The organism is Bradyrhizobium sp. ORS 278, assembly GCF_000026145.1.
GTDB lineage: Bacteria > Pseudomonadota > Alphaproteobacteria > Rhizobiales > Xanthobacteraceae > Bradyrhizobium.
In genome coordinates, this window is sequence record NC_009445.1 from 2905941 (window position 1) to 2918132 (window position 12192).

The 12192-nt window shown below is 66.1% G+C and carries 12 protein-coding genes; 6 read left to right on the forward strand and 6 right to left on the reverse strand.

The features are described 5' to 3' along the window. The 3 genes from BRADO_RS12695 to BRADO_RS12705 are packed head-to-tail and all read left to right on the forward strand — an operon-like array spanning nt 1 to nt 2855. Entirely contained in the window at nt 1-1764 is a 1764-nt protein-coding gene (locus BRADO_RS12695) for a PAS domain-containing sensor histidine kinase (protein ID WP_244423027.1), read from the forward strand. Continuing rightward, nucleotides 1757-2452, forward strand: coding sequence for a peptidoglycan-binding domain-containing protein (locus BRADO_RS12700; RefSeq protein ID WP_041756437.1), 696 nt, complete (start codon nt 1757-1759; stop codon nt 2450-2452). The genes BRADO_RS12695 and BRADO_RS12700 overlap by 8 nt, the downstream gene beginning before the upstream one ends. A 52-nt stretch (nt 2453-2504) precedes the next feature. After that, on the forward strand, nt 2505-2855 hold the full coding sequence (locus BRADO_RS12705) for a DUF1491 family protein (RefSeq protein WP_011925730.1): 351 nt from the start codon (nt 2505-2507) through the stop codon (nt 2853-2855). 97 nt (nt 2856-2952) lie between these two features. Here BRADO_RS12705 and BRADO_RS12710 read toward each other — a convergent pair whose 3' ends face one another. Then, nucleotides 2953-3906, reverse strand: coding sequence for a DUF2336 domain-containing protein (locus BRADO_RS12710; protein ID WP_011925731.1), 954 nt, complete (start codon nt 3904-3906; stop codon nt 2953-2955). A 386-nt stretch (nt 3907-4292) separates the two neighbouring features. Here BRADO_RS12710 and BRADO_RS12715 point away from each other — a divergent pair, with 386 nt between their 5' ends. Together BRADO_RS12715 and BRADO_RS12720 are read left to right on the forward strand one after the other, a co-directional pair. Then, nucleotides 4293-4481 (forward strand): hypothetical protein, encoded by a 189-nt coding sequence (locus BRADO_RS12715; RefSeq protein ID WP_011925732.1) that lies wholly within the window; start codon nt 4293-4295, stop codon nt 4479-4481. Between the two features lie 28 nt (nt 4482-4509). Then, nucleotides 4510-5259: a hypothetical protein gene (locus tag BRADO_RS12720; RefSeq protein WP_011925733.1), complete on the forward strand. Its 750-nt coding sequence runs from the start codon at nt 4510-4512 to the stop codon at nt 5257-5259. Between the two features lie 219 nt (nt 5260-5478). Here the strand turns inward: BRADO_RS12720 and BRADO_RS12725 are convergent, their stop codons facing one another. From BRADO_RS12725 to BRADO_RS12745, 5 genes are all read right to left on the reverse strand, one after another. Beyond that, nucleotides 5479-6969 carry an acetyl-CoA hydrolase/transferase family protein gene (locus BRADO_RS12725; RefSeq protein ID WP_011925734.1) on the reverse strand — a complete coding sequence of 497 codons (1491 nt, stop codon included), beginning with the start codon at nt 6967-6969 and terminating at the stop codon, nt 5479-5481. 265 nt (nt 6970-7234) lie between these two features. Continuing rightward, on the reverse strand, nt 7235-7738 hold the full coding sequence (locus BRADO_RS12730) for a CYTH domain-containing protein (RefSeq protein ID WP_011925735.1): 504 nt from the start codon (nt 7736-7738) through the stop codon (nt 7235-7237). A gap of 127 nt (nt 7739-7865) precedes the next feature. After that, entirely contained in the window at nt 7866-8450 is a 585-nt protein-coding gene (locus BRADO_RS12735) for a DUF1254 domain-containing protein (RefSeq protein WP_011925736.1), read from the reverse strand. Further along, complete coding sequence (locus BRADO_RS12740; RefSeq protein ID WP_011925737.1) at nt 8447-9028, reverse strand: DUF1214 domain-containing protein; 582 nt, start codon at nt 9026-9028, stop codon at nt 8447-8449. The genes BRADO_RS12735 and BRADO_RS12740 overlap by 4 nt, the downstream gene beginning before the upstream one ends. A 15-nt stretch (nt 9029-9043) precedes the next feature. Then, nucleotides 9044-11323 (reverse strand): transglycosylase domain-containing protein, encoded by a 2280-nt coding sequence (locus BRADO_RS12745; RefSeq protein ID WP_011925738.1) that lies wholly within the window; start codon nt 11321-11323, stop codon nt 9044-9046. A 321-nt stretch (nt 11324-11644) separates the two neighbouring features. Between BRADO_RS12745 and BRADO_RS12750 the strand changes: the two genes are divergently transcribed. Then, nucleotides 11645-12157: a YcgN family cysteine cluster protein gene (locus tag BRADO_RS12750; protein WP_035648309.1), complete on the forward strand. Its 513-nt coding sequence runs from the start codon at nt 11645-11647 to the stop codon at nt 12155-12157. The last annotated feature ends 35 nt before the right edge of the window (nt 12158-12192 follow it).

Below are 12192 nucleotides of genomic sequence, written 5' to 3' on the forward strand. Positions count from 1 at the left end.
ATGACACGCGCGCGCCATCGCGCTTTCATCGCGCCGCGCCTGCTCGGCAGCCTCGCCGCTTTTGCCGTGTTCCCGGCCTACCTCGCAATGCGCGGCGCACCGAGTGCGCTCGAGGTCGGCGCGCTGGCCTGGCTGATCGCGCCAATTTTGTTGTCCTGGTATCTGTCGCGCACCGGCCGTTATGAGAGCGCCTGCGCGCTGTCGTCGCTGGCGCTGTCCGCATTGATCATGGCGGTGTCGATCGAGACCGGAGGCATCGAATCCTTCGCGGCTGTCTGGCTGATCGTCGTCCCCCTCGAGGCATCATTTTCGGCCTCGCGCCGCGTCGTGGTGTTCTCCGCAGCGCTCGCGCTGTCCTGCGCGCTGCTGCTGATTGTGATCGGCCATTGTGGCTGGCTGCCGAAGCCCGAGACCAATCCGGCGCTGCGCACGAGCCTGCTCGCCTTCGGCGTTGCCTCGGCGACGCTGTACGCGGCCGTGCTCGCCTTTGCCGCCGACACCCTCGCGCGCACCAGCGTGACGCTGCTGTCGATGGAGGAGGAGCGCTATCGTCTGCTCGCGCGCAACATGAGCGACGTGATTTCCCGCCATCGCCGCAACGGCGCTGTCATGTTCATTTCGCCCGCTGTGGAAACGCTGCTCGGCGCGCCGGTTGCGCAGCTCCACGGCCACGGCCTGTTCGAGCGCGTGCATGTCGCGGATCGCCCGGCCTATCTGACCGCGCTGTCCGAAGCGGCCGGCGGCAGCGAAGCCTCGAGCGTCGAGTTCCGCCTGCGCCGCGATGCGCCGGGCGAGGGCCGCGCTGGGCAGCAGTCCGTCGATTTCATCTGGGTCGAGATGCGCTGCCGGCCGCTCGATCGCGCCGGAGTCACCTGCGCGGGCACCGATCAGGAGGTGGTCGCGGTCATGCGCGACGTCACCGACCGCAAGCTGCAGGAGCAGGCGCTGGAGCTTGCGCGCAGCGCCGCGGAACGCGCCGACGCCGCCAAGACGCGATTCCTCGCGACCATGAGCCACGAGCTGCGTACGCCGCTGAATGCCATCATCGGCTTCTCCGAGATGCTGATGCAGGAGCAGGTGCTCGTGCTCAACGCCGCGCGACGCCGCGAATATGCGCAGCTGATCAACGATTCCGGCCAGCATCTGCTGTCGGTCGTGAACGGCATCCTCGACATGTCGAAGATGGAGTCCGGCCATTTCGAGCTGACGCCGGAGCCGTTTGCGCCGCGCACCGCGCTGTTCAATTGCTGCAATCTGCTGGCGCTGCGTGCGCGCGAGAACGGTGTCGATCTGGCGGCGGATGCGCCGCATGACCTGCCTGTCATCACCGGCGATCCGCGCGCATTCAAGCAGATCGTGATCAACCTCGTCTCCAATGCCATCAAGTTCACCGAGCGTGGCGGTCGTGTCACGGTGTCCGCCGGCGTCGACGGCGCGCGCCTGTTGTTGCGAATCACCGACACGGGTGTCGGCATCGCGGCCGACGATCTCAAGCGCATCGGCGATCCGTTCTTCCAGGCCGGCAAGACCTATCAGCGCCGTCACGAGGGAACCGGACTTGGCCTGTCGATCGTCAAGAGTCTCGTGACCTTGCACGGCGGCGAAATGTCGATAGAAAGCAAGCTCGACGAGGGAACGACGGTCACGATCGCGCTGCCGATCAACTGCGTCGCGGAGATGGCCGCTGGTGCCACCGTCACGCCGCTGTCGCCCGCGCGGTCCGCCCAGGCGGGGCAGGTGATGCAGGTGAAGAAGAGTGCCTAGACGAGCTGCAGAGGATGATGAGGCGCCGCCGCGCCGTCGCAAGCGCACGGCTGCAACTGCTGCCGTGGTCGAAGTGGCGGACGAACGCGGCTGGCTGATGCGTGCCGTGCTCTACAGCCCGAAGGACATGTTTGCCGGGCTGTTGGCCTGCGCCGCGGCGAGCGCGATCATCGTCAATGCCGTGTTCCTGCAATCGGGTCCGCATCCCGCGCCGATGTTCGGTTCCATCGTGACCATTCCGCCGGTCCTTGCGAATTCCAATCCAATGCCGCGACCGCGCCCGGCGGAGGCGATGTCTCCGTTCGATCCGAAGGTGATCGAAACCCGGCCGCCGGAGACCCGCGCGGCGGAGCCGAAGGTGGCGGAGCCGCGGGTGGCCGACACGCGCTCCGATCAGAAATACGCCGATCCTCTCGCTGATCTCGTCCGTTCGGTCAGTGGCGGCCAGGCCGCTACGCCGCGTCCGCAGCCGACGCAGCAGGGCGGCAATGCACGCCGGGTCGCGGCCGTTCAGCGTGCGCTGACCGAATATGGCTATGGCCAGCTGAAGCCGACCGGGATGATCGGATCCGACACCCAGACAGCGATCCAGAAATTCGAGCGCGAGCGCAAGCTGCCGGTGACCGGACAGGTGTCGGACCGCCTGGTCCGCGAGCTGGCAATTGTCATCGGGCACCCGATCGAATAGAGCAGGCCACGAGCTGCGATCGGCAGCACGCTCTCAAGCGGCCTAAGACATCATGCGACTGAAGACGAGCATCTGGGTCAGCGCCTATCTGCGCCGCTGTCAGTCGGCCGGTGTGTTCGGCGCGATCAGCCATCGCGGTGCGGAGGAGGCGGGGGCCGTCTTCGTCAAGGTCGCGCTGATGGACCGCACCGCGCAGCTCTACGCTCCGGCGCCGCAGACGGTCTATGACGACAGCCGGCCGCTCGAACGTCTCTTCGTTGCCGTGTCGCCGCAGCCCTTGCCGGAATTCGAGATCGACGAAAGATTGCGCAAGGAGCTGCGCTTCGATCCCGATGCCTGGATCGTCGAGACCGAGGACAAGCAGGGTCGCCACTTCCTCGACCTCGCGCCCGAGCAGCCCTAGGTCACGATGCGTTTCTACGGAAACTCATCATGATCTTATCTCTTTGTCTCGAGCATGATCTCTTCGGAAACCGGTTTCCACGTCTTCGGATCATACCCTAGCGCTTGAAGCCGTCGGTGCCGGTGCGCACGATCGGCTTGGCCGGCGCATGCGTGCCGGCGCGCGCGCTGCCACGGACATGCTGCCGCTCGTCGTCGTACAGCGCCGTCCGGTGCTTCGCCCGGATCGCGGCCATCGCGGAGCCGCGCCACGCCGCCAGCATGATCAGCGCGGCGCGCTCGCTGAGCCGCTCGTAAAAGCGCGACAGCCGGAACACGGTCTGGACCGACTGGCCCATCTCGGGCTTGAGAAACAGCAGCACGCGTTCGAACGCCGGTGGCGGCATGCCGAGCGCCTTGGCCGCGCAGGCGAGCGGCTCGCCGGCGGAATCATTGACGATCTCACGGCTGACACGCGAGGGCAGGATCAGGCTTTCGCCGAGCTCCATCGTGAATGTGTCGACGTCGGCGTTGAAGGCGGCCATCTCCAGCGCCTCGATCGCATGCACCGCGCGGTGCAGGGGCGTCGGAGCCGCCGGCTTCAGCGGCGTGGTCGCGAGATTCTGCAGGATCGCGATGCGCTCGTGGGACGCTGCGCGCATGAACATCTCGCTCAGCTCGGCAGCCTCCTTCGGCTGCATCGACAATCCCGCGTCATCGCGCGCCGCCGGTTTCGGCTGAGGTGCGCGCAGCGCTGCTGGAATGAGTCCGGCGAGCGGCGGCGCCGGCTCGTCCTGCGCCGGGCGCAAACCGAGCTTCTTCAGGATCTCGACCGGCGTTCCCGGGTAGATCGCAAGCCGGGCGCGCACCGCCGCGCGTGTCGCATCATCGACATCGTCGACGAGGCGTGACGCCAGCTCGACGAATTGCCGCTCCTCATCCGCTGAATGTGCGCTTGCCTGCACGTAGAGATCGGTCAGCACGCGCAGCAGTGTGGGCTTGATGTCGACGCCCTCGCGACGCGAGAGCGTGAGCAGCCCGTCGAAGCCGGGGAACAGCGATGATCTTGTCATGTCGGGTACGCAACTTCGGCAATCGTTGCGCCCATTAGATCGCACTTGTTTTAATGGCGCGTTAAGGAAAACAATCGGTGAAGATCGGCCGAATATGCCCGGTGAGACAAAGGCGCAACGCTGGCTTGCCATCTCTCATGCCGATGCACGCGATCCGTGTTTCGATCGCGCTGCATTAAGATCCTCTTAACCACGTCCTGATCTTAATCGATCCGTTCGATGATCTCGCCTTGGCCTCGTCACTGCGCCAGCCTGATCTTCGCCACCTGGAATGCCGCGTCGTTCACCCGGCATTCGTGATCGTCAGTTTGCGTGCCCCAGTGCCTGCGAAGTTCGGGCGGCGGGGAGTTTGGGGGTCAGAACTTCGGGCACGAAAGAGAGTTGACATGGCGACCATCATTGAATTCCCGGCGGATGTTGCGCGTCGCGCGCGGCCTGCCGTGACCGGCGCGCCGGAGGAGGGCATGGGAACGATCCTGATTCTTCCCGTCGTTCGGATCGAGCGCGAAACCACGACCGATGATCGCGGGCCCCGCGAGGGCGCCGCGCCGAGCCGCCGCCGCCGTCGCCGCTGAGATCAGGGGACTGGGAATGCCGGACGTGATGGTTCGGGTCCGGCGCGCCGCTCCGGCCGTCGCACTCATCCTTTCGAGCGGACTGCTCGGCGCCTGCAGCGGCGGTGATTTCGGCCGCACCCGCGCCGACATGCGCAACGACGACATGCACAAATGGATCGGGGCGGAAGCCACCGCCAGCGTGGGCGTCAAGCCGTCACAGTTCCAGCTGACCGACAATGAGCGCCAACTGCGCGATCTCGCTTATCCGCTGATCGAGCCACCGCATTCACGTCCTGCATGGAAAGCGGTGTTCGGCGACTACGCACCGTCTGCGTCGCCGTGGCGGCAGAAGGTGGCGTTCGATCGCACCGCCTATGGCCGGGCGCTGATCGACGAGCCGCATCGCTCGCATTCGTCGCGCTACGCGCAGCTGATCGACGACGTCCGCGACGACATCACCCGCTTCGAGCCGTTCTTCGCCTCCGCGATCCGCGTCATCGATCTCGATCGCAAGCGCGACGCCAGCATGAAGTACATGACCGAACTGTCGCCGCGCGAGAAGGCGGACGCGGTCGCGCGCATGCAGGAGAACTCGCTGATCGTGCAATGGGTGCAGATCAGCCTGGAGCAGCGCGTCTCGTCCTATCGCTGGGCGCTGGAGCGCCTGGTGCTCCAGGCCCCCGACGGCATGGCTGCCGAGGCCGACCGCCTGATCAACGAGCTGGCGGCGCAGACCGCCAATCCGCCGGTGGCGGCGCGGCCCCTGATCGAGCGGCCGCTGACGACGCGCGGCTGATTCAACGACCATTCCTGATCACTTTGATCCGGATGTGTAGACCCCCGCTGTCATCGTCCGCGAAGGCGGACGATCCAGTACGCCGTGACCTCTTGGTTCAATCACTTCTCCCACGGAGTACTGGATGCTCCGCCTTCGCCGAGCATCACGGCGCGGAATGGACTGCGCAAGCTCAACTCGGACCTCACGCTTGACTGGTTCGGCTATGCTCTTGGTCAGTCACTCCGGCCTGAGCAGGCGGAACGCCTCTTCCAGCAGATGCGGCGTGTGCTTGCCGGTGGAGTCGCGGCAGGCGCGCTCGAAATAGTCCGACAGGGCAGGGCGGAATTTGGGATGTGCTGCCTGCTCGATCACCGTGCGGGCGCGCTGCTTCGGCGACAGGCCGCGCAGATCGGCGAGGCCGCGCTCGGTGACCAGGATCTGCACGTCGTGCTCGGTGTGGTCGACATGCGTCACCATCGGCACGATGCAGGAGATGGTGCCGGCCTTCGCCGTCGACGGCGTCATGAAGATCGACAGATAGGCGTTGCGGGCAAAGTCGCCGGAGCCGCCGATGCCGTTCATGATGCTGCTGCCGCGGACATGCGTCGAGTTGACGTTGCCGTAGATGTCGGCCTCGATCAGGCCGTTCATCGCGATCACGCCGAGCCTGCGGATCACCTCGGGATGGTTGGAGATCTCCTGCGGCCGCAGTACGATGCGATCGCGCAGAAACTCGATCTCGCGATTGAACTCGATCGCGGCCTCCGAGCTCAGCGACAGTGCGGTCGCCGACGCGAGATCCATCCGGCCCGAGCGGAGCAGGTTGAGCATGCCGTCCTGCAGCACCTCGGTGTAGGCGGTCAGATGCGGGAAGGGCCCGTCATCAAGCCCGGCCATCACGGCATTGGCGACATTGCCGACACCGGATTGCAGCGGCAGCAGGCTGCGCGGCAGCCGGCCCTGCTTCACCTCGTGCGCGAAGAACTCCAGGATGTGGCCCGCGATCGCGCGCGAGACATCGTCTGGCGGCGCGAAGGTAGTGTTGCGGTCCGGCGCGTGGGTCTCGACGACGGCGATGACCTTGTTCGGATTGCAGCGATAGGTGGTCTCGCCGATGCGGTCGCCGGGCGCGATGATGGGGATCGGCTTGCGATGCGGCGGCAGCCGGGTGCCGTAGTAGACATCGTGCATGCCGAGCAGCGCGGGGTTCATCCACGAATTGACCTCGATGATCACGCGATCGGCCTGATCGAGCCAGGTCTTGTTGTTGCCGATCGAGGTCGACGGGATCAGCCGGCCGTCCGGCAGGATGCCGGCGCATTCGATCACCGCGACGTCGAGATGGCCGAGGAAGCCGAACCATACGAATTGCGCGACGTGGCTGAGATGCAGGTCGATATATTCGATGCTGCCGGCGTTGATGCGCTGGCGCGTTGTCGGATCGGACTGATAGGGCAGGCGCAGGTCGATGCCGTTGGCCTTGGCGAGCGCGCCGTCGAGTTCGGGCGCGGTCGAGGCGCCGGTCCAGACGCCGATGCGGAAGGGCTCGCCGCGCGCATGCGCCTGCTCGATGCGCCGCGCCAGCGCCATCGGCACCGCCTTGGGATAGCCCGAGCCGGTGAAGCCGCTCATGCCGACATGGCTGCCCGGCGTGACCAGTGCGGCGGCCTCATCCGCCGACATGATCTTGGCGCGCAGCGCCTGCGACATCACCTGCGAAGAACTCATCGTGCCAGCTCCAACGCGGACTGTCGGGTCCGCCCAAGTGCGCGCTGTTTAGGATGAGCCTTTCGGTGCTGTCTTGATACGGGTCAATCGCAGGGCTATCGCATATGGCATGCGGAGCTGTCTTGGCGAGCGATCCCGCCGATGATTCTCTCCGTCATGCCCTGGCTTGTCCGCGTCAAGCCCGGCCATGACGCGGAGAGAGATGAGCGCAAAACTGCGCTTGCCGTCGGCGATTGTCCTGGGATCAATCGGTGCGGGGCGCGCATCACAGCCCTGCACCGCACGCGCGACGCAGTTCCCGCACCTTGCTGGCGTGCAGACGCTCGCTCAGCAGGTTGGCCTTGCTGTAGCGTGGGTCGCCTGTGACCTCGTCGCCGACCCAGTCGGGACGCGTCACGACGGTCGTCTCGCTCGGCAGCTCGATCTCGGCGATGATGATCCCCTCGAGCGCGCCGCGATAGACGTCGACCTCCCAGATGCCGCTTTCGCCGGGCACATAGTGGCGCGTCTTCTCCAGGATGCGTCCCTCGCAATGCGCGAAGATGGCGTCCGCATGATCGCGCGGAATCTCGTATTCGAATTCCTCGCGCGACAGTCCGCGGCGGCCGCTCTTCACGCAGAGCGTTGTCCGATCGCCATAGCAGCGGACGCGGACCTTGAGACCATCCTGGCGCGCGACGAGACCGTCGCGAAGGTCCTCACTGTGGGTGGCCAGAGCTCGCCAGGAGTCGGTCCTGACGAGAAACTTACGTTCGATTTCGAGGGGCATGACCTGTTGATGAGCGAAGCACCGCCGTCCTGATATGTCATAGCAGCGGGGCGAGACAATCACTATGCCACGAAGGATGAAGAGCGCGTTGTCGAATTGATCGAAGGTCTGCTTAACCTCTTACCGCCTAGCGCTTGCCGCGCGGCTTTTCGGTCTTCGCCGGCGCTTCGGCCTGCGGGCCACAGGTCGCTGCAGCAAGGGAAGCCTGCGCCTGCGGCATGAGGCCGGGTTCGGCCGCGAGCGCTTTCAGCACGATCAGGCCGGTCGTCGTCGGCGAATCGATGATCAGACGGTCGGCGGCCGTGACCTCCTCGTCCTCCGGCAGATCCTCGTGCTGAGCTTCGGTCATCAGATCCAGCTCGATGACGCGCTTGCCTGCAGAACGATCGTTGATCGCGTAATAGGCAAGCTCGTTGCGCGTGTAGAACGACACCGATGTATAGGCTTGGCTCACAGGCACCGTCAGCTTGAGCGGACCGTCGGACAGATCGTAACGGCAGATCGCCATCGCGAAGGCCGGGTCCATGAACGGCATCGGCGAATTGTTGGGATCGGCGAGCGGCAGCTGCGTGACGGCGTTCAGCTTGGTCATCGGCGTCAGCCGCGAATAGGCGTCCTGCGTCGAGATCCGCGGCAGCGCCAGCACGCTGACGAGATGGACCACGCCGCCGAGCAGCACGCCGACCACGATGGTGAACAGCAGCCGGATCATGACGGGCAGCCCACGGTGGTGATCGCGGGCATCGGCGCGTCGCGCTGGGTGCGCGTGGCCACGCCCACCGGCGTGTCGTAGAGGCGCAGCATCAGCGCGTAGCGCTCGATGCCGCCGGTCGGCAGCCAGTTGCCGGCGCGCGAGCGCGCGGCGACGCGAATCTCGAACGAGCCGTCGGCGCCGCGCACCAGCTCCTGGCTGGTGAAGCCGTAACGCTCCAGCGTGTTGGCGACGAGGTGGCCCTTGCGGTCATACAGCGTGAGCGTCCAGAAGCGGGCCGGCGGCGTCACGCCGCTGACCAGGATGTCGCAGCGGCCGTCGAGCGGCTTCTTCTGATCGTCGGTGGTCGCGGTGAACGCGACGCCGTCGCCGGTGCCGATCGGCAGCTCGCCATTGCGGGTGATGGTGGCGCGCGCATAGGGGTCGACATCGGCGGTGCCGGTCTTGGGACGCGCGGTCCAGGCGCCGATCGTCAAGGTGCCGAACTCGGTGCCGCGGGTGGTGGTGATCCAGGTCGCGCCGATGCCGACGCCGGTGGCGATCAGCAGCGCGAGCAAGGTGATGAAGAGCAGCCGCACGGGACTTCGCTGTCGTCAGTTCTTGCGCAAGGCAGGGGTGGTTACGCTGTCGGCGGTCGCCGTGGCGTAGTTCTCGGGGAAGGCGAGCGCGCTCGACGACACCGGCTTGCCGGGCTTCTTCGGATCGGCCGGCGCGGCCTTCTCGGCGACGCGGGCGGCGTCGTCCAGCATCTTCTCGACCTGCACCAGGATCTCGGCGCCACGGCGCGTCAGAATCGGCGGCGGGCCCGGCTTGATCTCGAGTGTCTTCGGCTGGCCGGCCTGGGCCATCGCGGCGGACACCGGCTGCGGCAGCTTCTCGCCCATGCCGACGCCGGGCAACTCCTTGACCTCGACGCCCTGATGCGCGGCGACCATGATGTCGTGCCAGGTCTGCGCCGGCAGCGAGCCGCCGGTCATGCGGTTGGTCGGCGAGTAGTCGTCGTTGCCGTACCACACCGCGCAGGTGAAGTTGCCGGTGTAGCCGACGAACCAGGCGTCGCGATAGGCGTTGGTGGTGCCGGTTTTGCCGGCGGTCGGAATGCCGTCGAGCGCGGCGCGGCGCGCGGTGCCTTCGCTGACGACGTGGCTCATCATGCCCGCCATGTCGGCGGCGACGGAGGCGGGGATCGCCTGTTTCGGCTTCGGCCCGTCGCGGTCCCAGCGCCACACCAGATCGCCGGCGCCGGTGCGCACCTCGAGCACGGAGTGCGGCGTCACCGCCTTGCCCTTGTTCGGGAACGTCGCATACGCCACCGCATGCTCGATCACGGTGACCTCGTCTGAGCCGATCGGCATCGACGGCGTGTCGGGCAGCGGCGCCTTGATGCCGAAGCGGCGGGCGACCTCAACGATCTTGGCGCGGCCCGCCTTCGGGCCGTCCTTGCCGCCGAGCGCGATCGACAGCTTGACCGGCACGACATTGATCGAGCGCGTGATCGCCTGGGTCAGCGTCACCGAGCCGGAATAGGAGTGGCCATAGTTCTGCGGGCACCAATTGCCGATGCAGACCGGACCGTCGACCACGATCGAGGTTGGCTTGAAGCCGTTGAGGAGCGCGGTCGTGTACACGTACGGCTTGAACGACGAGCCGGGCTGCCGGTACGCGTCGGTGGCGCGGTTGAACTGGCTGGCGCCGTAGTCGCGGCCGCCGACCATGGCGCGGATGCCGCCGTCCAGGTCAGAGACCACGGTCGCGGCCTGGGTCGCGTGATAGTCGCGGCCGAACTGGCGCAGCTGGTTCTCGATCGCCTCGTCGGCGGCGTGCTGCACGTTCATGTCGATCGACGTCCGCACCACGAACACGCGCTCGGTGTAGGATTTCGGGAACGTGTCGACCAGCTTGCGCATCTCGTCGAAGGCATAGTCGAGGAAATAGTTCGGCGAGCTCTCGTCGCGGCGGTCGACTGCGAAGGCGGGGTTGCGGCGGGCGCCGAACACCTGGCCCTCGGTCATGAAGCCGGCATCGACGAGGTTGTCGAGCACGACGTTGGCGCGGGCGCGCGCCGCGGGCAGGTTGATGTGGGGCGCGAACTTGGTCGGCGCCTTGAACAGGCCGGCCAGCATCGCGGCTTCCGCCAGGTTGATGTCGCGCACCGACTTGTTGAAGTAGAAATGCGCCGCGCCGTCGACGCCGAAAGTGCCGCCGCCCATATAGGCGCGGTCGAGATAGAGCTTCAGGATCTCGTTCTTGGTCAGCCGGGTTTCCAGCCAGATCGCCAGGAACGCCTCGTTGACCTTGCGCTCGATGGTGCGCTCGTTCGACAGGAACAGGTTTTTGGCGAGCTGCTGGCTGATCGAGGAGCCACCCTGGCGGACGCCGCCGGCCTGGGCATTGGTGACGAGCGCGCGCGCAAGGCCGGGGAAGTCGATGCCGAAATGGTCGTAGAAGCGGCGGTCCTCGGTCGCGAGCGTCGCCTTGATCAGATTGTCCGGGAAGTCTTCCAGCGGGATCGAGTCATTGTGCTTGATGCCGCGGCTGCCGATCGGGTTGCCGTAGCGGTCGAGGAAGGTGACGGCGAGGTCGGATTTCTTCAGCCAGTCCTCGTCGGCGGTTTCGCGGAACGCCGGGATGGCGAGCGCCAGCATCAGCACCAGGCCGCCGAGGCCGATCGTGGCGGCTTCCGACAGCGGCTCGACGAACACCCAGCGCTTCCAGCCGCCGACGTAGAAGCGGTCCATGAATGCCGAGAAGCGCTCATACAGCTCGCGGGTGCCGCGCAGAGAGGAGAACAGCGCCGAATCGAAACGCGCGTCGAGATCCAGGCGGAAATTGTTGATCCGCTTCTTCCAATCGTCTGGAATGATCTGCCGCACGGGAACCCTGGTCGTTTCGAAAGCGTGTCAGCGGGCTTCGAAAGCACTCAGCACGCGAGGCTGGGGGCCATCGACGGGTCATGCGCGCTTGTTGCGGCAAACCCAAGGCATGGGGTGGAGGCACTCGATGACAGGCACTGCGCCGCCGCCTGAGTGACTCAAGCCCACAATCTAGCCGAGCGGGTATCACAAACCAATGGTTCCGCTCACATTTTGATGCACAAAGCTAACGTCCCGCTTGAACAGCCCGGCGCCTCTTGCGCCTCCGGGGGCAGGGCACCTAGATGGCGGCGACGCCGCGCCCGCTTTGGAATCGCTTGGATGACCGCACCGCTCAAACGTCCCTCGGGCCAGGAGGGAATGTTCTGGAAAACCAAGACCTTGGAAGAGATGTCCGAGGCGGAATGGGAGAGCCTGTGCGACGGCTGCGGGCGCTGCTGCCTGGAAAAGCTCGAGGACGAGGATACCGGCGACATCTACTTCACCCACATTTCCTGCAAGCTTCTGGATGCCGGCCTATGTGCCTGCAAGGATTACCCGAACCGCTCCGAACAGGTGCCGGACTGCGTCCGCCTGACGCCCGAGAACGTCCGCACCATCACCTGGCTGCCGCCGAGCTGCGGCTACCGGCTGGCGGCGGAGGGACGGGATCTCTACTGGTGGCATCCGCTGATTTCGGGTGATCCTCAGACGGTGCATGAAGCCGGCGTCTCCGTGCGCGGCCGGGTCGAGGGCACCGAGGACGATGTTCCCGACGACCAGCTCGAGGACCACATCGTGCAGTGGCCGGTGCTGCTGCCGAAGCGCGCCAAGCTGAAGCGCCGGCCCAAATAGGCCTGATCACTTCGCACACGCAGCAAGTCACGATG

Coding starts and splice junctions, on each gene's coding strand:
- BRADO_RS12720 (WP_011925733.1), top strand. CDS start 4,510: ATGGTTCGGGTCCGGCGCGCCGCTCCGGCCGTCGCACTCATCCTTTCG.
- BRADO_RS12730 (WP_011925735.1), bottom strand. CDS start 7,738: ATGCCCCTCGAAATCGAACGTAAGTTTCTCGTCAGGACCGACTCCTGG.
- BRADO_RS12735 (WP_011925736.1), bottom strand. CDS start 8,450: ATGATCCGGCTGCTGTTCACCATCGTGGTCGGCGTGCTGCTCGGCGGC.
- BRADO_RS12705 (WP_011925730.1), top strand. CDS start 2,505: ATGCGACTGAAGACGAGCATCTGGGTCAGCGCCTATCTGCGCCGCTGT.
- BRADO_RS12750 (WP_035648309.1), top strand. CDS start 11,645: ATGACCGCACCGCTCAAACGTCCCTCGGGCCAGGAGGGAATGTTCTGG.
- BRADO_RS12710 (WP_011925731.1), bottom strand. CDS start 3,906: ATGACAAGATCATCGCTGTTCCCCGGCTTCGACGGGCTGCTCACGCTC.
- BRADO_RS12715 (WP_011925732.1), top strand. CDS start 4,293: ATGGCGACCATCATTGAATTCCCGGCGGATGTTGCGCGTCGCGCGCGG.
- BRADO_RS12695 (WP_244423027.1), top strand. CDS start 1: ATGACACGCGCGCGCCATCGCGCTTTCATCGCGCCGCGCCTGCTCGGC.
- BRADO_RS12725 (WP_011925734.1), bottom strand. CDS start 6,969: ATGAGTTCTTCGCAGGTGATGTCGCAGGCGCTGCGCGCCAAGATCATG.